Annotated in this window: 19 protein-coding genes and 1 pseudogene; 14 read left to right on the top strand and 6 right to left on the bottom strand. The window is 66.7% G+C overall.

Going from position 1 to position 22,363, the window contains the following annotated elements:
* The first annotated feature begins 351 nt into the window (after positions 1–351).
* Positions 352–2,193, top strand: a complete 1,842-nt coding sequence (locus ACQ86A_RS16675; RefSeq protein ID WP_431278067.1) for an ABC transporter ATP-binding protein — start codon at positions 352–354, stop codon at positions 2,191–2,193.
* Positions 2,190–4,003, top strand: a pseudogene (locus ACQ86A_RS16670) (ABC transporter ATP-binding protein). Before ACQ86A_RS16675 ends, ACQ86A_RS16670 begins: the two are co-directional and overlap by 4 nt.
* A gap of 100 nt (positions 4,004–4,103) precedes the next feature.
* Here ACQ86A_RS16670 and ACQ86A_RS16665 read toward each other — a convergent pair.
* Positions 4,104–5,222, bottom strand: coding sequence for a hypothetical protein (locus ACQ86A_RS16665; RefSeq protein WP_431278066.1), 1,119 nt, complete (start codon positions 5,220–5,222; stop codon positions 4,104–4,106).
* A gap of 194 nt (positions 5,223–5,416) precedes the next feature.
* Here ACQ86A_RS16665 and ACQ86A_RS16660 point away from each other — a divergent pair, with 194 nt between their 5' ends.
* Genes ACQ86A_RS16660 through ACQ86A_RS16650 form a run of 3 tightly spaced genes read left to right on the top strand, consistent with a single transcriptional unit; the run spans position 5,417 to position 8,229 of the window.
* Positions 5,417–5,764, top strand: coding sequence for a response regulator (locus ACQ86A_RS16660; RefSeq protein WP_431278065.1), 348 nt, complete (start codon positions 5,417–5,419; stop codon positions 5,762–5,764).
* A gap of 4 nt (positions 5,765–5,768) precedes the next feature.
* Positions 5,769–6,452 (top strand): LuxR C-terminal-related transcriptional regulator, encoded by a 684-nt coding sequence (locus ACQ86A_RS16655; RefSeq protein WP_431278064.1) that lies wholly within the window; start codon positions 5,769–5,771, stop codon positions 6,450–6,452.
* A 1-nt stretch (position 6,453) separates the two neighbouring features.
* A complete protein-coding gene (locus tag ACQ86A_RS16650) occupies positions 6,454–8,229 on the top strand; it encodes a sensor histidine kinase (RefSeq protein WP_431278063.1) in 1,776 nt (591 codons plus the stop codon).
* 48 nt (positions 8,230–8,277) lie between these two features.
* Here ACQ86A_RS16650 and ACQ86A_RS16645 read toward each other — a convergent pair whose 3' ends face one another.
* Positions 8,278–9,132: an MGMT family protein gene (locus ACQ86A_RS16645; RefSeq protein WP_431278062.1), complete on the bottom strand. Its 855-nt coding sequence runs from the start codon at positions 9,130–9,132 to the stop codon at positions 8,278–8,280.
* The gene (locus ACQ86A_RS16640) at positions 9,116–9,568 is read right to left on the bottom strand and encodes a GNAT family N-acetyltransferase (RefSeq protein ID WP_431278061.1); all 453 of its coding nucleotides are present in this window, start codon (positions 9,566–9,568) and stop codon (positions 9,116–9,118) included. The genes ACQ86A_RS16645 and ACQ86A_RS16640 overlap by 17 nt, the downstream gene beginning before the upstream one ends.
* A gap of 161 nt (positions 9,569–9,729) precedes the next feature.
* On the opposite strand from ACQ86A_RS16640, the gene ACQ86A_RS16635 reads away from it, so the two are divergent.
* Both ACQ86A_RS16635 and ACQ86A_RS16630 read left to right on the top strand, forming a co-directional pair.
* A complete protein-coding gene (locus tag ACQ86A_RS16635) occupies positions 9,730–10,944 on the top strand; it encodes an NADP-dependent isocitrate dehydrogenase (protein ID WP_431278060.1) in 1,215 nt (404 codons plus the stop codon).
* Positions 10,945–11,080: 136 nt separating this feature from the next.
* The gene (locus tag ACQ86A_RS16630) at positions 11,081–11,542 is read left to right on the top strand and encodes a hypothetical protein (RefSeq protein WP_431278059.1); all 462 of its coding nucleotides are present in this window, start codon (positions 11,081–11,083) and stop codon (positions 11,540–11,542) included.
* Between the two features lie 85 nt (positions 11,543–11,627).
* Here ACQ86A_RS16630 and ACQ86A_RS16625 read toward each other — a convergent pair whose 3' ends face one another.
* Entirely contained in the window at positions 11,628–12,608 is a 981-nt protein-coding gene (locus ACQ86A_RS16625; RefSeq protein WP_431278058.1) for a DUF222 domain-containing protein, read from the bottom strand.
* A gap of 386 nt (positions 12,609–12,994) precedes the next feature.
* On the opposite strand from ACQ86A_RS16625, the gene ACQ86A_RS16620 reads away from it, so the two are divergent.
* The 7 genes from ACQ86A_RS16620 (at position 12,995) to nagB (ending at position 20,798) form a co-directional block, all read left to right on the top strand.
* Positions 12,995–14,158 carry an ROK family transcriptional regulator gene (locus ACQ86A_RS16620; protein ID WP_431278057.1) on the top strand — a complete coding sequence of 388 codons (1,164 nt, stop codon included), beginning with the start codon at positions 12,995–12,997 and terminating at the stop codon, positions 14,156–14,158.
* Positions 14,159–14,257: 99 nt separating this feature from the next.
* A complete protein-coding gene (locus tag ACQ86A_RS16615; RefSeq protein ID WP_431278056.1) occupies positions 14,258–15,610 on the top strand; it encodes an extracellular solute-binding protein in 1,353 nt (450 codons plus the stop codon).
* 91 nt (positions 15,611–15,701) lie between these two features.
* Positions 15,702–16,652, top strand: coding sequence for a carbohydrate ABC transporter permease (locus ACQ86A_RS16610; protein ID WP_431278055.1), 951 nt, complete (start codon positions 15,702–15,704; stop codon positions 16,650–16,652).
* A complete protein-coding gene (locus ACQ86A_RS16605; protein WP_431278054.1) occupies positions 16,649–17,557 on the top strand; it encodes a carbohydrate ABC transporter permease in 909 nt (302 codons plus the stop codon). The genes ACQ86A_RS16610 and ACQ86A_RS16605 overlap by 4 nt, the downstream gene beginning before the upstream one ends.
* Entirely contained in the window at positions 17,554–19,119 is a 1,566-nt protein-coding gene (nagZ, locus tag ACQ86A_RS16600; protein WP_431278053.1) for a beta-N-acetylhexosaminidase, read from the top strand. Before ACQ86A_RS16605 ends, nagZ begins: the two co-directional genes overlap by 4 nt.
* Complete coding sequence (locus ACQ86A_RS16595; protein WP_431278052.1) at positions 19,116–20,012, top strand: ROK family protein; 897 nt, start codon at positions 19,116–19,118, stop codon at positions 20,010–20,012. The genes nagZ and ACQ86A_RS16595 overlap by 4 nt, the downstream gene beginning before the upstream one ends.
* Entirely contained in the window at positions 20,013–20,798 is a 786-nt protein-coding gene (nagB, locus tag ACQ86A_RS16590) for a glucosamine-6-phosphate deaminase (RefSeq protein ID WP_431278051.1), read from the top strand.
* On the opposite strand, the gene nagA is transcribed toward nagB, so the two are convergent.
* Both nagA and ACQ86A_RS16580 read right to left on the bottom strand, forming a co-directional pair.
* Positions 20,753–21,985, bottom strand: a complete 1,233-nt coding sequence (gene nagA / locus ACQ86A_RS16585) for an N-acetylglucosamine-6-phosphate deacetylase (protein ID WP_431278050.1) — start codon at positions 21,983–21,985, stop codon at positions 20,753–20,755. The two genes, nagB and nagA, sit on opposite strands and share 46 nt — an antisense overlap.
* The gene (locus ACQ86A_RS16580) at positions 21,982–22,341 is read right to left on the bottom strand and encodes a YrdB family protein (protein WP_431278049.1); all 360 of its coding nucleotides are present in this window, start codon (positions 22,339–22,341) and stop codon (positions 21,982–21,984) included. The genes nagA and ACQ86A_RS16580 overlap by 4 nt, the downstream gene beginning before the upstream one ends.
* Positions 22,342–22,363: the final 22 nt, after the last annotated feature.

The following is a 22,363-nucleotide window of genomic DNA, read 5'->3' as shown; positions in this document are numbered from 1 at the left end:
GAAACTGACGGCGCGGCCCTATTGATCGCATCGGGCTGAGGAGGACGCCATGACAACGACAGGTATCGCACGAACCGTGACCGTGTTCGAACCCGTCGCCGCCGCCGTTGGCGCTGCGTCCCCACGACTCGCCCCAGCCTGGTAGGTCCCAAGCTGTAACGCGATTCCGGCTGAACGTCGCCGGCGGACGGAACGGGCCCGAAACGGGCCTCCCGGTTCACTGATCCCTGAAGAGGGATCTCTGGCGACCTCTCACCGCGTCATCGATGACGCACTCGGCGTCCATCCTGTGCCGACCGACACAGCGCCGAGCAAGAAAACTGCACCTTCACACAAGAAATCGGATCAAGAATGTCTATCGCTGAACATCAGCACCCTCCACAAAAGAACACGAAGGGGAGGCCGGGAACCGTTCGCACCCTGCTGCGGATCCTGCCCTTCGCCAAGTCGGCCGCGCCGCGCATCCTGCTCGGCATGGTGGCCGCGATGCTCGCCAGCCTCGTCGCACTATTCATCCCGCAGGTGCTGCGCTGGCTGGTCGACGGTCCGCTGTCGACGGGCGATGCCAGCGCGGTCTGGCCGGCCGCCCTGCTCGTCGTCGGTCTCGGCGCCGCGGAAGCTGTGTTCATCTCGCTGCGTCGCTGGTTCGTGCTCACCCCGGGCACACACGTCGAGGCGAAGATGCGCAACGGCCTGTACGCGAAGCTCCAGGATCTGCCCGTCGCGTTCCACGACCGCTGGCCGAGTGGCCAGCTGCTCTCGCGCGCCGTCAGCGACCTGAACCTGATCCGCCGCTGGATCTCGTTCGGCGTCGTGCTGCTCGTGGTCAACGTGGTCACGATCGTGGTCGGCTTCGGCATCCTGATCTCCTGGAACTGGATCCTCGGAGGCATCTTCCTGCTCTGCTCGATCCCGCTCTGGATCTACGGCTTCGTGTTCGAGGGCAAGTACTCGACCATCGCGCGCCGTAGCCAGGACCAGGCCGGTGACCTGGCGACAGCCGTCGAGGAGTCGGTACACGGCATCCGTGTGCTGAAGGCTTTCGGTCGCGGCAAGTACGCGCTGAAGAACTTCGAGTCTCAGGCCGAGCAGCTTCGCGGCACCGAGATCGAGAAGGCCAAGGCGATCGCGGGCATCTGGCTCTGGCTGCTGCTCGTTCCGGATGTCGCGTTCGGCATCTGCCTGGTGGTCGGCGTCTGGCTGGCCTCTCAGGGCGAACTCTCCGTCGGCGAGCTGGTGGCGTTCTTCGCGACCGCGACCGTGCTGCGGTTCCCGATCGAGTCGATCGGCTTCCTGCTGTCGATGACGTTCGACACGCGCACGGCGGCCGACCGCTTCTTCGAGGTCATGGATGAGGTCAACTCGATCGAAGACCCCGCCGATCCGAAGAAGATCGAGAACCCGCGCGGCGAGCTGGTGTTCGACGCGGTGCACTTCCGCTACCAGGATTCTCCGGAGCGCTTCCCCGACCTGCTCGACGGCATCGATCTCACGGTCGAGCCCGGCGAGACGATGGCCCTCGTGGGGCTCACCGGAAGCGGCAAGTCGACGCTCACGGCCCTCACCACACGGCTGTACGACGTCACGGGCGGTTCGATCAGGATCGACGGCGTGGATGTTCGCGACCTGACCCGGTACGACCTGCGCAAGAGCCTGGCGATGGCGTTCGAGGACGCGACGCTGTTCTCGGCTTCCGTTCGGGAGAACGTTTTGCTCGGACGGGACGACCTCGACGTGCGCTCGGCCGAGGCCGAGGCTGTGCTGACGGAGGCGCTGGAGATCGCTCAGGCCGGCTTCGTCTACGACCTCCCCGAGGGCGTTGAGACGAAGGTCGGCGAGGAGGGGCTCAGCCTCTCCGGTGGGCAGCGGCAGCGCCTGGCGCTCGCCCGTGCCGTCGCCGCGAATCCGTCGGTGCTCGTGCTCGACGACCCGCTCTCAGCGTTGGACGTCGACACCGAGGCGCTCGTCGAGGGCGCGCTGCGTCGGGTTCTCGCGGCGACCACCGGACTCGTCGTCGCACACCGTCCGTCGACGGTGATGCTGGCCGACCGTGTTGCGTTGCTTGAGAACGGGCGCATCACGGCTGTCGGAACGCACCACGACCTGCTCGCCTCGAACGAGCACTACCGATTCGTCATCTCCAGTCTGGAAGACGAAGAGAACGAAGAGATCCTTCAGGAGGTGAACCTGTGAGCACCGCATCCGTCGTCGGAGTCGGAGGCGAAGAGCGCAACGACTTCACGAAAGAGGAGAGCCGGCAGATCCGTCGGCGCTCGCTGCACCTGCTCGGCTCGCTGATGCGTCCGCTCAGGATGCGGTTGGTTCTGACCGCGTTCGTGGTCGTCATCAGCACCGCCGGTCAGGTCGCCGGTCCGGCGATCATCGCCTTCGGTATCGACAACGGCCTGCCCGCGCTGCTCAAGGAGGACTGGTTCCCGCTTGCGGCAGCCGGTATCGCCTACCTGATCACGGGCGTGATCGGCGCTGTGCTGATCGCCTGGTACACGGTGCTCAGCGCTCGCATCAGTCAGGCCATCCTGATCGAACTGCGCAAGCGGGTGTTCCTGCACACCCAGAAGCTCAGCCTCGAATTCCACGAGTCGTACACGTCTGGGCGCATCATCTCGCGCCAGACCAGCGACCTGGACTCGATCCGCGAGCTGCTGGACTCGGGCATCAACCAGCTCGTGCAGGGGTTCCTGTACATGCTGTTCATCGCGATCGTGCTGTTCACGATGGACTGGCAGAGCGGCGTGGTGCTGTTCGGCTCGCTGATCCCGCTGTACTTCCTGACGCGCTGGTTCCAGAAGCGCTCGCAGGTGCTGTTCCGCATCTCGCGGGTGGCGTCGGCGAAGCTGATCGTCCAGTTCGTCGAGACGATGACAGGCATCCGTGCGGTCAAGGCGTTCCGCAAGGAGAAGCGCAACGAGAAGGAATTCGGCGGCCTCGTCGAGGACTACCGCGACGTCAACGCGCGGGTCATCCAGCTGTTCGGGATCTTCGACCCCGGCCTCGTGATGATCGGCAACCTGACCGTCGGTGTCGTCCTCCTAGTCGGCGGCTTCCGCGTCGCCGATGGTCAGCTCGCCATCGGTGTGCTGCTCGCGACACTGCTGTACACCCGTCGGTTCTTCGACCCGATGGAGGAGATGGCGATGTTCTACAACTCCTACCAGTCGGCAGCGGCAGCGCTCGAGAAGATCTCGGGTGTGCTGGAGGAGGAGCCAACGGTCCCCGACCCGATCAAGGCCGTCGACCTGTGGGAGTCCACCGGTCACGTGCGGTTCGACGAAGTGACGTTCGCCTACAAAAGGACCGCGTCATCCTGCCGAACTTCAGCCTCGATATCCCGGCAGGCGAGACGATTGCCCTCGTCGGGTCGACAGGCGCCGGCAAGTCGACGCTGGCGAAGCTGATCTCTCGGTTCTACGACCCGAGCGACGGTTCGGTCACCCTCGACGGTGTGGATCTTCGTGATCTGCACCCGAAAGACCTGCGCCGTGCCATCGTGATGGTGACGCAGGAGGCCTACCTGTTCAGCGGTTCGGTCTCCGACAACATCGCCCTGGGCAAGCCCGATGCGACGCCGGAGGAGATCGTGAACGCGGCGAAGGCTGTGGGCGCCGACGAGTTCATCCGGGGTCTGCCGAACGGCTACGACACCGACGTGAACAAGCGCGGCGGCCGCGTCTCGGCGGGTCAGCGTCAGCTGATCTCGTTCGCGCGCGCCTTCCTCGCGAACCCGGCGGTGCTCATCCTGGATGAGGCGACGAGCTCGCTCGACATCCCGAGCGAGCGCCTGGTTCAGGATGCACTGCAGACGCTGCTCGCGGATCGCACCGCGGTCATCATCGCGCACCGTCTCTCGACGGTCGCGATCGCCGACCGCGTGCTGGTGATGGAGCACGGGAAGATCGTCGAAGACGGAACTCCCGCTGACCTGATCGGCGGCACGGGACGGTTCGCGCAGCTGCACGCCGCCTGGCGGGATTCGCTGGTCTAGCCGCGAGATTCGCTGGTTGGTAGTGCCGGTGGGGACGGAGAGGAAGCCTCCTCTTCGTCCCCACCGCCGTAGTACCGGCGGGCTGTAAGGGTTGAGGTGATCAGCCAGCCGATGACCCGGTCTGGGTCGCGCGCCGTGCGGGCCGCAGGATGCGGTGACCCGATTGCGTGAGCGCGCGGAAGAAGGGTGCGAAGAGGGACGGCGACGGTTCGTCGTCTCCGATGACGGCGACGTTCGCCCCGTCGTCGATACAGTCACTGGCGAGCAGCGGGTCTGCGTCGCGTTCCACCGTGCCGGCGACGATCGTGATGCATCCGGTGGTCACAGCCCGGTTCGTGGACGCGGTCACGGTGACCCGCGAGGTCTCCGTCGCGACGATGGCACGGATCGCTCTGGACAGCATGTTCCGGTCGGCGGCTCGGCGCCACGCCCGCCCGGGAAAGGCGTCACCGAGGTCGAGCATGTCGAAGCGGATGCTCGTCGCGGCCTCGATGTCGGCCATCAGGCCGATCGCGCGAGCGATCGCGGCCACGTACTGCTCGGGTGCCGCGTCGTCGGGGAGATTGAGCGAGAATCCGGAGATCCGAACGCCCAGACTGGCGGCGAAGCCGACGACGCGGAGGGCATCTTCGGCGCGGATACCGCGGGGAAGCGCGTGCGAGTGCTGCACCGATACCGGTCGCAGCCGAACGATCAGGCAGAGGTCATCGGGGTACCCGACGAATTTCTCGATGTCGGCCGGGCCGTCGACGACGAATCTCCTGACGCCGGCGTTGTATGCCGCTAGCGCCTCGTGCGGATGCGTGATCGCGGTCGCGTGGAGCACCCGGGTCGGGTCAGCGTGCGCTTCGGTGAGGGCGGCGAGAGCCCCGTCGTGCGCAACTTCAAAAGAGCCGCCGGCGGCGTCGATGGCCGCGATGAGGGCGGGATGCGCGAGGGCGCTCACGTCGTAGTGCACATCGACCATCGCGAATGCTTCGCGTACCGCCCCGTACTGGCGCACGGCCCGCTGGATGTCGAGCACGACCAGAGGGAGCCCGTACTGGTCGACGAGCCGTGCCAGCTCGGGGTCGAAGGCGGTGTCGATGCCGGCATCGATGCCGGCCTCGAAGCCCGGGTCGTCGTCGAGCGGGAGGGGGTCCATGTCCACCCCCGTGACGGGCGGCGCGCTGTCGGGTACTGCGTCGCTCGTCCGGACGGGTCGTGTTGCGGTGAACATGGGCCTTTCTCCTCGCTGTTTCGCTCGGGCCAGGGGATGCCGCCTGTCGGGCCAGGCGGCGGTCCTCGGGTTCTGGCCGGCGTGTATCTCATGCTGGCCCCGGGGGTACCAGCCCCACATCCGGGGGGTCACCCCATTCGCTTCGGTGGTAGCACGGATGCGCGAGAAGGCCCTCGAAGGCCATGATTGTCAGCATGTGCCTCCGTGTTGTGATCGTCGACGACCACGCACGTTTCCGCGCTCAAGCGGCGGAGTTGCTGAACCTCGAACGGTTCTCGGTGGTCGGCGACGCCGATACCGGTGCAAGCGGAATCGAGTTGAGTCGCCGCCTCGCCCCCGATCTGGTGCTGCTCGATGTCGGACTTCCCGACGCGAACGGCTTCGACCTCGTTCCGGCGATGCACGCCACGGGAGCGGCCGTCGTGCTCACCTCGAGTCGGGCGTCTCGGGACTACGGCCGACGCGTCGTCGACAGCGGCGCAGAGGGCTTCATCAGCAAGTCGGAGTTGAGCGGCGAGGCGATCCGCAGCCTGCTAAGGTAAGCGCGTGGTGGCGGGCGAGAGCAGGGGTTCACGCACGCTTCGGGTGGCCGTCGCCGACGACGCCGTGCTTTTGCGCGAGGGAATCGGTCAGATTCTGCGCGCCGGGGGCGTCGACGTTGTGGCGTCCGTCGACACTGCCGAGGAACTGCTCGCGGTTGTCGCAGCCGACCCCGATATCGACGCCGTCGTGCTCGACATCAAGATGCCCCCCACGCACACCGACGAGGGACTTCGCGCGCTCGAGGAGCTGCGCGCATCCGGATCGTCCGTCGGCGTTCTGTTGCTCTCGATGTACACGACCGCCGCTTACGCGATCAGGGCGATGAGCGCCGGCAGCGGCACCGGGTACCTGCTGAAGGACCGGGTCGCGGATGCGGGAACCCTGGTCAACGCTGTGCGCAGTGTCGCAGCGGGCGGATCGGTGGTGGATCCCGAGGTCGTCGCTCTGCTCGTCTCCGCCCGCGCGGGTGAGGCGTCGCTCGATTCGCTCTCGGCGCGCGAACGCGACGTCATCCGGCTGATGGCGGAGGGCAAGTCCAACGTCGGCATCGCCACCGACCTGCACCTCAGCCTGCGCACCGTGGAGTCGCACATCGGGCACATCATGGCGAAGCTCGACGTGGAGGATTCCGCGGAGGGCCACCGTCGCGTGCTCGCCGTGCTGCGGTTCCTCGGCCGGGACGACTGAGATGAGGGCCGCGCGCATCACGTTCCGCGCGCTGGCCGTGGTCGTCGCGGTCGCCCTGAACGTCGCCGCCCAGGTGTTCAGCGCGGTCACGGACAACTACGGACCACGTCCGTCGGGGCTGGGTTGGGCCCTCATCTTCATCGTGGTCGGGCTCGACTACGCCATCTGCGCGATCATCGCGTGGAAGGTGGTCCGTGGTCCGCTGGCCGGTTGGCTCATGGTGGGAGCGTCCATCTTCTGGTCCGCGGGCGCGTGGTATCCACTGACCCGGGACAACGGCTGGGTGTGGCCGATCGTCGCGGGCGTGACGGACCTGTGGGCCGTGCTCGTGGGCATCCTGGTGCTCTGCTATCCGGGTGGACGGCTGGTGGCACGGTTCGATCGCGCTCTCGTGTATGCGGTGCTCGGCGCGTTCCTGGCACGGTTCGCGGGCGTCCTGTTGTTCTCGTCGCCTTCGCCGGCGGAGTGCGGTTGCGCGGCGAACGCGTATGCGGTCCTCCCGAGCGACGGGGCGGACTTCTGGTTCGGCGTCGCCTGGCGCATCGTGGGCCTGGCCCTGATGCTCACCGTGGCGGTGCGATTGACGATGCGGTGGTTCACCAGCACGCTTCCCGCCAGACGTGTCGCCTTCGTCATGCCCCTCGCCCTGCTGATCTGGTGCTACGGGACGATCCAGGATTCGCTGAGCTTCGCGCTCGGCTGGAACAGCGGCTGGCTCGAGTTCATCCCCCCGATCGCCATCGCCCTGATCCCGCCCGCCTTCGTCGGGGGAGTGTTCTATGCGCGCGGTCTGCGGTCGCGGGTCGCCGACCTTGTGATCGTCGCGCGCGACAAGGTCGATCGCGCCCTGTGGGAATCGAGTCTGGCGCGCACCCTGCATGACAGCTCTCTCCGCGTCTTCTGGTGGGACGAGCAGTTGAAGGGATACGAGACCTCGGACGGCGACAGGATGCCCGAAGGCGCCCCCGTCGACCGTCCGGGCCGCTCGACGCTCGCCATCGATTCAGACCAGGGTCCCATCGCGCTGATCGAACACGACGTCGCGCTCACCCAGGACGACCGCCTGCTCGACGCGGTCTCGTCGGCACTCCTGCTGTCGGTCGACAACGACCGGCTGAGGCACCGCTTGGAACGCACCCTTCAAGAAGTGCGCGACTCCCGGCTCCGCATCGTCGAGGAAGGGTATCTCGCCCGCAGGCGCCTGGAGCGTGACCTGCACGACGGCTCACAGCAACAGCTCGTGTCCCTGGCGATCGGGCTCAGGATCGCCACCACCAAGGCTCAGGCGGCGGGCAACGACGAAGTCGCGGCCGATCTGGAGCGGGCGTCGGCCCAGCTGGCGGATGCGTTGCGGGAGCTTCGCGAACTGGCCCGCGGCATCCACCCCACCGTGCTCACGGACGGGGACCTGCGTTCGGCCATCGACGAACTCGCGCAACGGAGTCATCTGCCGGTCGAGGTGACCGTTGACGTGCCTTCGCGGCTGAGCGACGTCGTCGAGGAGACCATCTATTTTTGCGTCGCGGAATGCCTCGCGAATGCCGCCAAACACTCCAAAGCCCGCAACTGCGCGGTCACCGTCACCCGCACCGACTCGACCGTGACCGTCGTCGTCAAGGATGACGGGCAGGGCGGTGCACGAGTGGAAGCGGGCGGTGGCCTGGAGGGCGTGCGCGACCGCGTCGAGGCCGTCGACGGCTATGCCGAGGTTCAGTCCGTGTTGGGTCTTGGCACCATCATCGAGTTGACGATCCCGGTCGGTGTGACCGTCGCGTGATCGTGTCGTAGGGCTTGGCCAGGGCGTGACCAGGCTCCTCGCCTCGAGCTACTTGGCTGTTGTCGCCAGCGAGGCGTACACCTGGTTGCCGACGGCGACGGCGGTCCAGCCGGAGGTGCAGTCGAAGCCGTCGGCCGGGACACCCTTGAGCGGCCACCAGCTGTCGAGGATGCCCGGCGCCGCCATCTTGGCGGGTTTGTCGCAGGTGCCGGCTTTGAAGTGCGTCGGCGACGTGTACGTCATGATCGCGCCGCCGGTCTTCGTGTCGTAGTCGACCCGGATGATCGTGGCATCGTCGGGGAGGAAAGCCGGCGATCCGAACGCGGACGTGGCCGTGGGCGTGAACTCCTTGATGTCGGCATAGATAGCCGAGTCGACGTGGGGCACGAAGGCCGTGACGACAGAGCATCCGGTGAGGGTCAGAGCCGCCGCTGTCGCGGATACGGCCAGGCCGGCGAGGCGGATACGGTGCACGGGATCTCCTGTGAGCAGAACGGTCGAGTCTTCAGTCAAGCGGATCAACCTGAGTGCGTCATCGGTCGAGCGGATGATCCTCGTGGATTTCTTCGTCGGCGAAGGGGAGTATCGCGCCTTGCGCAGGTCTACGCGGTACGCGGCCGTCCCGACTCCGAGCAGCGGTGTCGCCTCGGCGCGATAGAACTGCAGGGCGATGTGCTCGTGGTTGGCCGCAGGATGCCCGCTCGCGCGAACCACACGCCACCACGGCACGTCGGAGCCGTAGTAGGCCATGATCTGGCCGACCATTCTGGCTGCTCGCGATCCCAGTGACGCCGCCACGTCGCCGTAGGTCATCACGTGGCCCGGTGGGATCGAATCGACGACCGCCAGAACGCGTTCGACGAACGATTCCGCAGAGGTCGAGCCCTCAGAGTTCGAGGGCACCGATCGTCTCGCCGTACTGCGTCTCGCCCACCGGCTTGAAGCCGCTGCGGAGGAAGAACTGCTCGGGGCCGAGCTCACCGGCCTCCCAGATCACGTTGAGGCGTGCAAGGCCGCGCGAGCGAGCCTCGTCGGCCAACGCGTTCACGGCGAACGTTCCGATTCCGCGGCCCTGGTCGTCGGCGTCGACGTTGATGCGCCACAGGATGGAACGGAACTCCTCGTGCTCCGCATCCGGATCGAAGTTGCCCATGATGAAGCCGACCACGTCGTCTCCGTCGCGGACCACGCGCTGCCAGCTGGTCGCCGGGTTCGACACCGCTGCCGCCGCCGAGTACGAGACGGGCGAGACGAACTGCTCCTGGCCCGGCTTCAATGTGAGGGCGTTCGCCGCAACGACGTTCGACGCGCTCAACTCTTCCAGTCTCAACTCAGCCATGACGAAAGGGTAACCTGCGGCGGCGACGCTGGCATAGTCGGCACCGGGTGTTCGCCCACAGCCGACGATCGCCTGAGAGAAACTATCTCGATGTCAAGATAGTTGTTCGGCTCGGGTAAGCTGTTGTCGGCCAAAACTTGGCAGAGACTTGAGGAGATCCATTGGAAAAGATCAAGGTTGAAGGCACCGTCGTCGAGCTCGACGGCGACGAGATGACACGCATCATCTGGCAGGCCATCAAAGATTCGCTCATCCACCCGTACCTCGACGTGAACCTCGAGTACTACGACCTCGGCATCGAGAAGCGCGATGAGACCGACGACCAGATCACCGTGGATGCTGCGAACGCCATCCTGAAGCACGGTGTCGGCGTCAAGTGCGCCACGATCACGCCCGACGAGGCGCGTGTCGAGGAGTTCGGCCTGAAGAAGATGTGGCGGAGCCCGAACGGCACCATCCGTAACATCCTGGGCGGCGTCGTCTTCCGCGAGCCGATCATCATCTCGAACATCCCGCGTCTGGTCCTGGGCTGGAACAAGCCGATCGTCATCGGCCGTCACGCTTTCGGCGACCAGTACCGCGCCACCGACTTCACCTTCGACGGTCCGGGTACCCTCACGCTGAGCTTCACCCCGTCGGACGGTGGCGAGGCGCAGTCGTTCGAGGTCTACCAGGCTCCGGGCGCCGGTGTGGCTCTGGCCATGTACAACCAGGACGAGTCGATCCGCGACTTCGCGCGCGCATCCTTCAACTACGGCCTCGACCGTGAGTACCCGGTGTACCTGTCGACCAAGAACACGATCCTCAAGGCTTACGACGGCCGCTTCAAGGATCTGTTCCAGGAAGTCTTCGACGCTGAGTACAAGGCCAAGTTCGACGCTGCCGGCCTCACCTACGAGCACCGCCTGATCGACGACATGGTCGCCTCCAGCCTCAAGTGGGAGGGCGGCTACGTCTGGGCCTGCAAGAACTACGACGGCGACGTGCAGTCGGACACCGTGGCTCAGGGCTTCGGCTCGCTGGGCCTCATGACCAGCGTGCTGACCACGCCGGACGGCAAGGTCGTCGAGGCGGAGGCCGCGCACGGCACCGTCACGCGTCACTACCGCCAGCACCAGCAGGGCAAGCCGACGTCGACCAACCCGATCGCCTCGATCTACGCCTGGACGCGCGGCCTCGCGCACCGCGGCAAGCTCGACGGCAACCAGGAGCTGATCGACTTCACGCACACCCTCGAGGACGTCGTCATCAAGACGGTCGAGTCGGGCAAGATGACCAAGGACCTCGCGCTCCTGGTCGGTCCGGACCAGCCGTACCAGACGACCGAGGAGTTCCTCGCGACCCTGGGCGAGAACCTGAAGACACGCCTCGCGTAGTTGCTGCGTGAGCTTCGCGCTCTGAGCTCTGCTCGTGTGAAGGCCCGGTGGATGCGTCCGCCGGGCCTTCTGCGTCGGCCGTACCGCCTCCTGTGGCGTTGCCTTCCTGTGCGCTGGTTTTGCTAGGGTCTGACGGATGAACAAGATCGCAACCCGCTCGGCGTTCGTGGCCGCCGCCGTGCTCGCAGCCGCCTTCGCCGTGACAGGATGCACTGCTGACGGCCCGTCAGCAGCCCCGACGACCGCGGTGTCGCGGCCGCCTGCCACGCAGACGCATGAAGAGGCTTGTGCGATCGTGAACGATGGACTGAAGGCCGCCGTCGCTCTTCGGGACCAGGCCGGCGACGTCATGAACGATCCGTCGAAGGCGTCGGCGCTCATGGACCAGCTGGCCGCCAAGGTCCAGTCGATGGACGAGAAGATCGGCAACGCCGACGTCGTCAAGGTCGTGTCGGACGCCAGGATCGCCACGGACGACTTCGCCAAGTACATCCGGGATGCGATCAAGAACCCGCTCTCCGTCGACGTCACGAAGGTGCAGACGAAGGCGGAAGAGCTCGGCGCGAAGTACGACGCCGTGCAGAAGGAGTGCGCGTAGCGGTTCTGCTCTGCGCGGGTTAGGCCTTCGCGACGGCGGCTGCGGGTGCGTCTGCGGCCGCGGCGGCGGCCTATGGTTGCGGGCGTCATGCGGCGCTCGGCATGCGGATGCGTCCGCCGGAGCGGGGTCGTTGGTGGGGGTCGATGTGTGGGGGTGGGGTGAAGTAGGGCACGTTGTCGCGCACCTGAACGTGCCACCCGTCGTCGTGTACTCGGTGGTGGTGGGTGCTGCAGAGCAGGATGCCGTTGGACAGGTCGGTGGGTCCTGTGTGGGCGTCCCACCAGCGGATGTGGTGGGCTTCGGTGTAGGAGGGTGGGTGTGGGCAGCCGGTCCAGGCGCAGCCGTCGTCGCGTTCGGCGAGGGCGAGTTTTTGGGCGGGGCTGAAGAGGCGTTGTCGGCGGCCGAGGTCGAGGACTTCGCTGGCGCCGCCGAGGACGGCGGGGATGAGGTCGGCGTCGGCGGCCATCCGCCGTGCGGTTCCTGCGCTGATGGGGGAGCGGATGCCGTCGATCGAGGCGGTGCCGAGCCCGGTTTGCAGCGTCTCCAGGTCGACGCGAACAACCATCGCGACAGGCGACTTACCTGTGGCGGCGTCAGCGTCGGCGCAGCGAGCCAGGTGCCGGAACGCTTCCACTGCCGCGTCGGACCGAATCTGGGCCAGGGTGCGGGTCTCGTCGGACTCGTCCATGTCCTCCGGCTCGGGTGCCACTGGATCGCCGAATCGAACGCGGCGCAGCTGCCGGCCCACCATTGCGTCGATGGCAGTGACGACGTATCCCGCCGACTCCGGGTCCAAGAACCATTCGAGGTGGGTCATTCCGTCGCTAGTCGTGCCGATCGTCAGCGACCGACGCATCCGTTGACGTTGCTCGCGGGGCAGGATGCTGTCTTCGTCGAGGCGGTCGCGGACCTGAGCGGCGAGGGCTCGCAACTCGGTGACGGTCAGGTCCGGCGCGTGTTCGACCAGGAGGCGCTCGCCCAGCGCCACATCATCAACAGAACAGGCGGGAGCGGCCTTGTCGAGTTCGCGGATGATGATGGCGGCTTGGTCGACGCTGAGCCACACGGCCGGGGCGGTGAGCGCTGACGCGAGCGCGGTGAAAGGCCGCTTGCGCGTCGCCGAGTGTGGTCAGTGCGTCGAGCAGTTCGTCGCGACCGAGCGTTGCCGGGCTCGTGAAGGCGGTGAGCGCATCCCGAATCGCGGCTGCTGGTGAGGTGGTCATGAACCAAGTCGACCACGAGCCACCGACATTCGAACGCGAGAAAAATGCCGCTGATCAGCCCTTTAGCATGTGAATAACTTCGCGGCGAGCGCGCCTGTGGAGGAAGAGTGACCCTGGCAGATTACGCTCCCGTTTCCGCAAGCACGCCGATGTTACAACTCGGTAAACCCCACCCGAAAACGCGAAGAAGGGCTTGCATTCATTTTGTTCGTAAGCTTTACTAACAAACATGACCACATCGGACGTGCAGAGCAGCCCCGGCTTCGCGCCAGGCCGTGCACTGCGTCCCAAGGTCAAAGTTCTTCCCGAGCATGCCCGTAGCCACAACCGCTCGCTGGTCCTCCAGACGCTGTACCGCTCCGGCCAGCGCAGCAGGGCCGATATCGCCCGGGAGACGGGTCTCACCCGCGTCACGATCTCCGACCTGGTGGCCGAGCTCCTCGCCGAGGGGCTGGTCATCGAACTCGGGCAGCGCGAATCCGCACGTCCGGGCAAGCCCGCGGTGTTGCTCGACATCAACCGCACGGCGTACCAGATCATCGGGGTCGATCTCAGCGAGCACGCAACGTTCCGGGGTGCGGTCCTCGACCTCGACGGCACCATCCTGCAGCGCGCTGAGGTTCCGCTCGAGGGCGCGGTCGGTCAGGATGCGACGCGCAAGGTGTTCGAGCTGGTCGACTCGCTCGTCGCGCTGGCGACCGCTCCCATCCTGGGTGTCGGGGTCGGCTCGCCCGGTGTCGTCGACCTGAACGGCACAGTGCTGACCGCACCCAATCTCGGCTGGATCGACGAGGCCCTGCAGGAGCAGTTGCACACCCGCACGGGCCTGCCCGTCGTGGTCGCGAACGACGCGAACGTGGCCGTTCTAGCCGAGCACGGCTACGGTGACGCGGCCGGCGACATGATGCTCGTCACGGTCGGACACGGTGTGGGTGCCGGGCTCCTCGTTGCCGGCGCGCTCGTCTATGGCAGCCGCTTCGCGGCCGGTGAGATCGGGCAGGTGATGGTCGGCACCGACCTCGGGCTCGAGGCCACGTACAACCGCGACCAGGTTCTCGAGCACTGGCTCGCCGTTCCGCAGCTGCAGCAGCGCATCCGGGAAGCCGAAGCGGCCGGCCAGGACGCGACGCCCATCCTGCGGGAGGCCGGGCAGCGGCTCGGCATCGCACTCACCCCCGTCGTCGGAGCGCTCAATCTCTCGGAGATCGTGCTGAGCGGCCCGACCGAACTACTCGATGGTCCTCTCGCCGAGGCGACCATCCACACGCTCCGGAGCAGGACGATGGCCGAATTCCACGGCAGCGTCAAGCTGCGGATGACCACGCTCGGGCAGGACATCGTTCTGCGCGGCGCGGCCGTTCTCGTCCTCTCAGGACAACTCGGGGTCTCATAACACAGCACCTCAAACATCTACCCGACCCCAGCACCACGGTGTGGCAATCGCACACATCGACCATCACGAAAGCCAGATTCACTACGAAAGGACAGTGCAATGAAGAGAAAGCTCGTTGGCCTCGCCGCTGTGGCTACAGCTTCCGCTCTCGTGCTCGCCGGATGTTCCGCCGGAGGCGGCGCCAGCGCACCGAGCACGGACGGTAAAGGCAAGACGGTCACCCTGTGGCTCGTCGGCGCCGACACGCCCGACCCGTTGCGGGACTACCTGAAGAAGGAGTTCAACAAGGAGACCGGCGCGACGCTGAACATCCAGCAGCAGGACTGGGGAGACATCGTCACCAAGCTGACGACCTCGCTGCCTGACGCGAACAACACCCCCGACGTCACCGAGATCGGCAACACGCAGTCGCCGACCTTCACCAACGTCGGCGCGTTCCTCGATGTCTCCGACATGTACAAGGAGCTCGGTGGATCCGACCTGCTGCAGTCCTTCGTGGACGCTGGCAAGGTCGGCGACAAGAACTACACGCTGCCCTACTACTTCGGTTCGCGCTACGCGTTCTACCGCAAGGACGTCTGGTCGGCTGCGGGCGTGCAGGTACCCACCACGCTCGACCAGTTCAACACCGACGTCGCGACCATCACCGCCAAGAACCCGAAGGGGATCGCAGACTTCTCGGGCTTCTACCTGGGTGGCCAGGACTGGCGCAACGGCATCTCCTGGATCTTCGCCAATGGTGGGGACATCGCCAAGGAGAAGGACGGCAAGTGGGTCGGCACGCTCGACTCCGCCGGCTCGCTGAAGGGTCTGCAGCAGCTGCAGGACCTGTACAAGAACGCATCCAAGGCGCCGAACGACGCCAAGGACTCGAACCAGTACATCTACCTGAATGACAGCGACCAGATCCTCGACGCCGACGGCAACAAGACGTCGGACACCTCGCTCTCGGCCGCCACCATCATGGCTCCGGGATGGGCGCACTGGTCGATCGGTGACGCATCCACCAAGGACGGCAAGGTCGTCCGCACCTGGAACGACGACACCTTCGGCACCTTCGTGCTCCCGGGCAACGACGGCAAGCCGGCTCCGGTGTTCGCCGGTGGCTCCAACATCGGCATCTCGGCCAAGACCAAGAACCCCGGTCTCTCCAAGACCCTCCTGAAGATCATCTTCTCGAAGGAGTACCAGGAGATGCTCGGCAAGAACGGTCTTGGCCCGGCCAACAGCAAGTACACCTCCTCGCTCGGCGACGACCAGTTCGCGAAGGCTCTCATCGAGTCGGCATCGAACTCGAAGCTCACCCCCGCAGCTCCCGGATGGGCAGCGGTCGAGGCTGGCAACGTCATGGAAGAGTTCTTCAGCAAGATCAAGGACTCGACCGACCTGAAGGCACTCGCCCAGGAGTACAACACCAAACTCAACGCTCTGATGAACGTTAAGAACGGTTAGCACCACCCGAACCACCTAGCAGGCGGGGGCGCGGAAAACCCTTCCGCGCCCCTGCGCCTGCCCTCAGACTTACTCAGGAAGGAGGACAGACGTGACCACGATTCAGGACACCGCGACGGCGACCGCCCCCGCGCCCCGGAGCAACGCCCCGCGCAAGCGGAAGCTCCAGTTCACCCCGTACGCCCTGCTGATCCCCGCCGTCGCCATCCTCATCCTCGCGCTGGGTTACCCCATCGTGTGGCAGCTGATCACCTCGATGCAGAGCTTCGGACTCGCCCAGCAGTTCGGCCAGCCCGCGCCTTTCGTGTGGTTCCAGAACTACATCACCCTCTTCTCCGACTCGTACATGTGGGTCGTCGTCGGGCGCTCGATCGCCTTCTGTCTGGTGACCGCCGCGGTCACGGTCGTGATCGGCGTCGCGCTCGCCCTGCTGATGAACTCGGTCAACAAGGTCGTGCGCATCATCCTCCAGATCTCGATGCTGCTGGCCTGGGCGATGCCCGTTGTCGCGGCCATGACGGTCTGGAACTGGCTCTTCGACTGGCGCCGCGGCGTGGTCAACTACACCCTTACTTCGTGGGGGCTCGACTTCCAGAACCACAACTGGCTGCAGAACCCGCTCTCGTTCTTCTTCGTCGCGATGGTGATCGTGGTCTGGATGAGCGTGCCCTTCGTGGCGTTCTCGGTCTTCGCCGGACTGACCCAGGTCTCCGGCGAGGTGCTCGAGGCGGCGCAGATGGATGGTGCGAAGCCGTTCCAGCGCACGCGCTACATCATCCTTCCGATGATCCGGCCGGTGCTCGGAATCGTGCTGCTGCTCCAGATCATCTGGGACCTGCGCGTGTTCACCCAGATCAAGCTGCTGCAGGACAAGGGCTCCATCGCGAGCGAGACCAACCTGCTCGGTACTTACATCTACCAACTCGGCGTCGGCTCGAGCGACTTCGCGATGGCCAGCGCCGTCTCGGTGTTCGTGCTCATCCTGACTGTCGCCATCAGCTGGTTCTACGTGCGCAACCTGCTCAAGGAGGACGAGTCATGAGCACCACTCTGACCCCGGCCCAGACCGAACTCGCGACCGGCAAGATCGACGAGCGCAAGCTGCGGCGTCGGCGCATCAAGCCGTCGCGGTTGATCCTCAGCATCGTCGCGATCGTCGTCTCGCTGATCTGGATCTTCCCGGTGTACTGGATGGTCAACTCGTCGCTGCTGCCCAACGTGGTGCTGCAGAACACGAAGCCGACCTGGCTGCCGTTCGGCGGATCGTTCGACAACTTCTCGGCGGTGATCAACGGCGGAACGTTCTTCCCCGCGCTCGGGATGAGCCTCATCATCGCCGTCGTGACCGTCGTGTTCTGCATCCTGTTCGCGTTCCTCGCGGCGCTGGCGATCAGCCGCTTCAAGTTCCGCGGACGTAAGTCGTTCGTGCTGGCCGTGCTGCTCATCCAGATGCTCCCGGCGGAGGGCCTGTTCATCGCCCAGTACAAGCTGATGGGCAGCCTCAACCTGCTGAACACCGTCGTCGGCGTCAGCATCATCTACATCGCGGCCGTCGTACCGTTCACGATCTGGATGCTGCGCGGCTTCGTCGCCGGCATCCCCGCCGACCTCGAAGAGGCCGCGATGATGGACGGGTTGAGCCGTACGCAGGCGTTCATGCGCATCACGTTCCCGCTGCTCGCTCCGGGGCTCATCGCATCCGGCGTCTATGCCTTCCTCCAGGCGTGGAACGAGTTCACGGTCGCGCTCGTGATCCTGCAGGAGAATTCGAGTCAGACGCTGCCGCTGTGGCTGCGCGGATTCATCCAGCAGTCCGCATCCCGAGCCACCGACTGGGGCCAGGTGATGGCCGCATCGACCCTCGTTGCCGTGCCCGTGATCATCTTCTTCCTCATTGTGCAGGGCCGCATGACCAGCGGGCTCGTCAGCGGGGCGGTGAAGGGGTGACCGGGGCTTCCGTCACCGAACAGAGCCTCCCCACAGACAGCATCCGCCGGCACGTCGCAGCGACCCTGCTCCCCGGATTCGTGGGGACGACGCTGCCCGGATGGCTGGAGAACCGCCTTCGCGACGGGCTCGGCGGGGTGTGCGTGTTCGGCCCGAACATCACCTCGGCGGCGCAGCTGCGCGAGCTGACCGACGCGATCTACGCCGCGAATCCGGATGCGATCATCGCGATCGACGAGGAGGGCGGCGACGTCACGCGGCTCTACTACGAGGCCGGATCGCCGTATCCGGGCAACGCTGTCCTCGGTCGTCTCGGCGACACCGCGTACACCGAGGCGGTCGCGCGTCGCGTGGGCTGGGAGCTGCGTCGGGCTGGCTGCAACCTCGACTTCGCGCCGGATGTGGACATCAACTCGAACGCGGACAACCCCGTCATCGGCGTGCGCAGCTTCGGCTCCTCTCCCGAGATCGTGGCCGAGCAGAGCGCTGCCTGGACGCGCGGTCTGCAGTCGGCCGGGGTTGCGGTGTGCGCGAAGCACTTCCCGGGACACGGCGACACCGCCCAGGACTCGCACCTCGTGCTGCCCGTGGTGGACCTCTCGCTCGATGAGCTGCGCGAACGCGAACTGCGTCCGTTCCGCGCGGTGATCGAGGCGGGTGCGCGCACGATCATGACCTCGCACATCCTGCTGCCCCAGGTGGACCCCGAGCGCCCGGCGACCTTCAGCCCCACCATCATCGGCGGTGTGCTGCGCGACGAGCTCGGTTTCGAGGGTGTCGTGGTCAGCGATGCGCTCGACATGAAGGGCGCGAGCGGCGAGCGAGGCATCCCGGAAGCCGCCGTGCTCGCACTCAGCGCCGGCTGCGACCTCCTCTGCATCGGCACCGAGAACACCGATGAACAACTCGATCTGATCGAGGCTTCGATCGTTGCGGCGATCGAGTCGGGCAGGCTGCCGGCAGCGCGCGTGCTCGAAGCCGCTGAACGGGTGCTCGCGCTCGCGGGAGAACTGCATGCCGAACAGGACAGCATCCCCGTGCCCGACGACGACGTCGCCGGGTCGCTCGATGCGGCGGACATCGCGGTGGCGATCGACACGTTCGAGGTCTCGGCGCATGCCGCCGAGTGGGTGCGGGCCGACAGGGGGCCGTATTCGGTCGTGCGCATCGACACGGTCGCGAACATCGCAGTGGGTGTCGCGCCTTGGGGCCCGTTCGCCGAGGCCGCCGCGGATCCCGAGGCAGAGCACTCGCGTGCGTTCGAAGTCAACCCGACCGTCGTGTTCACCGAAGACGATGACCCCGACCTCGTGCTGGCCGCGAAGTCGCCGGTGCTCATCATCGGCAAGGACAACCATCGGCACGCATTCGCGCGGGCGGCAATCGACCGGCTGAGGGATGAGCGCGACAGCGTTCTCGTCGTCGACATGGGCTGGCCGAGTGACGACCGCTCGTACGCCGACCTTGCGACTTTCGGTGCCTCCCGGCTGATCGGGCGCGCACTGCTCGCTTACCTGGACTCCGCCGAACCGGGCTCTGACCGACAGGGCTCTGCCTCGTGAGACTCGGGATCGACATCGGTGGCACCAAGACGGATGCGGTGGCCATCGACGCTGCGGGCGGTCTCGCGCAGCGCATCCGTCTCGCCACAGGGTTCGGTTCGGTCGCGGTCGTCGAAACGGCCGTGACCGCTGTGGCGCGGATCGGCGAGCTCACCGGGCTCCCCGCCGCCGGCTTCGAGTCGATCGGTATCGGGATCCCCGGGATGGTCGACCGCGCATCCGGACACGTCACGCACGCCGTGAACCTCGGCCTGGACCGGCTCGAACTCGGCGGCGAACTCGCCGGGCGGCTCGGAGTCGGTGTGCGCATCGAGAACGACGTGAAGGCCGCCGCGCTCGGTGCGTACCATCTCATGGGCCTGAGCGGCACGATGGCCTACCTCAACCTCGGCACCGGCCTCGCCGCGGGCATCGTCGTCGACGGCCAGCTCTGGCGGGGTGCGCGCGGGATCGCGGGCGAGATCGGGCACATCCCCGTCGACCCGAACGGCGTCGTGTGCGCCTGCGGCCAGCGCGGCTGTCTCGAGACCGTCGCGAGCGGATCCGGTGTGGCCCGGCAGTGGCGCACCGACGATCCACTTCCCGTTCGCGCACTGTTCGCCGCGGCTGCGGACGGAGACGAGGAAGCCAGACGGATCAAGGCTAGGCTTGCTGAGGGCATCGCCTCAGCGGTCCGTGTCCTCGTGCTGACCGTCGACGTCGAAACCGTCGTCATCGGCGGTGGCCTCAGCCACCTCGGGGACAGGCTGCTCTGCGATGTCCACGAGGTGCTCGACAACTGGGCTCAGGCCTCGCCGTTCCTGGCGTCGCTGTCACTGCCCGAGCGGGTGCGCCTCGTTCCGGAAGGTTCATTGGCCGCGGCGATCGGCGCGGCACTCGTGGGAGAGAGCTAAGTGGCAGAGATCGTCGTCGTATCCGACCAGCAGGCCGCGGGCGAACTCGCGGCCGAGAGCATCGTCGAGCTCATCCGGCGCACGCCGGACGCGGTGCTCGGCCTCGCAACCGGGTCGACCCCGCTCGCCCTGTACCGCGCACTGGCTGCTCAGGTCGCCGCTCAGGATGTGGACGTGTCGCGAGTGCGCGGCTTCGCCCTCGACGAGTACGTGGGCCTGCCCGAAGGACACCCGGAGAGCTACCGCGCGGTCATCACACGCGAGGTCGTGGAGCCGCTCGGACTGACGCCGTCGCTCATCCATGTGCCGAACGGATCGTCGGAGGGCATCGAGCATGCAGGCGCTGACTACGAAGCTGCGATCCTCGCGGCGGGAGGCGTCGACGTGCAGATTCTCGGAATCGGCACCGACGGCCACATCGGCTTCAACGAGCCCGGCTCGTCGTTCGCATCCGTCACCCGGGTGAAGACGCTCACCGAGCAGACCCGCCGCGACAACGCGCGGTTCTTCCCCACTGAGGCCGACGTGCCCATGCACTGCATCACGCAAGGGCTCGGCACGATTCTTCGCGCACGCCATCTGGTGCTGCTCGCCTTCGGCGAAGGCAAGGCCGCGGCGGTCGCCGGGGCGGTTGAGGGCCCGGTCACGGCGAGCAACCCCGGTTCGGCGATCCAGCTGCACCCGCACGCGACGGTCATCGTCGACGAGGCGGCCGCGTCGGGGCTGCACAACCTGGACTACTACCGGTACGCATATGCGAACAAGCCCGCCTGGCAGAAGCTGTAGCGCATCCTGAACCGTGCTGGCGTGCAGTGCGGGTCAGCTGAGGGGACGCCGTCGGCGAAGACGCGGCGGACGGTCCAGTCGTGATCGAGGATGACGGCGTCGGCGGCGTAGCCGGCGTGGAGGCGACCGAGGCGGTGGTCCTCGCCGAGCGCGTGCGCGGGAGTGTGCGTGAGGGCGGCGACCGCGTGCACCGGATCGAGGCCCACGAGGGTGACCGCATTGCGGAGGGCAACGTCCTGCGTGAGGGTCGAGCCGGCGATGGTCGACGTTCCTGACAGCACGGCCAGGCCATCTCGCACCGTGACATTGAGCCCGCCGAGCCGGTAGTCGCCGTCGTGGGCGCCGGCCGCGGCCATCGCATCCGTCACCAGCGCGACGCGGCCGGGGGCAGCGGTGAAGGCGAGCTTGGCGACCTTGGGATGCACGTGCAGGCCGTCGACGATGAGCTCGAGCGTCACGTCGGGGTTCTCGAACGCGGCGATGATCGGCCCTGGCGCGCGGTGATGGATGCCGTTCATCGCGTTGAAGGCGTGGCCGAGCATCCGGGCGCCCACCTCGAACGCCCGCGCTGCCTGGTCGTAGTCCGCGTCGGTATGCCCGACCGAGACGACCACACCGGCCTCGATCAGGACGCCGATGGATTCGAGCGCGTTCGGCAGTTCGGGAGCGATCGTCGCGACGCGCATGGTGCCGCGGGCCGCTCCGATGAGCTCCTCGACCATCTCCGGCCCGGGGTCCCGGAGGAAGGCTCCGTCGTGCGCGCCCCTGCGTGAGGGCGCCAGGAACGGACCCTCCAGATGCGAGCCCAGGATGAGCGGGTCGACGGCGACGAGATCGGCGACGATCGAGAGGCTCTCGCGGAGCGACGCGAGGGGGTTGGCGACATGGCTCACGAGTGATCGAGTCGTGCCGTGAGCGCGATGCGTCGCGAGCGCCTCGAGCATCTCCTCGGGACCGTCGTCGAACGGATGCCCGCCGCCGCCATGGCAGTGCAGGTCGATGAACCCGGGTGTCAGCCAGTGCCCTCCGGCGTCGACGACGTCGCGGCCGGGACCCTGCGCGGCGGCGTGCCAGCCGATCCCGGTGCCGGTGGCGATGATGACGCCGTCGTCGGCGACGAACCAGAAGTCGTCGACGAGGCCGTCCGCATCCACTTTGCGGGCACTGTGGACGACCAGGCCGCTCATCGGAACTCTTTGCGTCCGTTGATGACGCCGCTCACGGCCGCGATGACGGCGAAGACGATCGCGACCACGGGCTGGCCCAGATCCCACCAGGCGAAGGCGGCAGCGGCCATCACGACGATCTCGACGATCGCGCGGCCGAACGGATCGATGCGGAACACGGCCTTCGGCGAGCGGAACAGCGCCCAGAGCACGATGGCGATCGCCGGTGCGCCGATGCCGACGACGATGTTCCAGGGCAGCGGCCAGGCCACGAAGCCCCAGAAGCCGAGGGAGAAGATCGCGAACAGCTCCAGCAGGAACCGGAGGATGTCGTTCGGGCCGACCTTCACGTCGTCGGCGCGTCTCGCATCAGTCACGTTCCCATTGTAGGGGCGGGCT

Source organism: Leifsonia poae (genome assembly GCF_050632195.1).
GTDB lineage: Bacteria > Actinomycetota > Actinomycetes > Actinomycetales > Microbacteriaceae > Leifsonia > Leifsonia poae_C.
The sequence above is the reverse complement of the archived record's forward strand: the minus strand, read 5'-3'. Positions and strand labels throughout refer to the sequence as shown.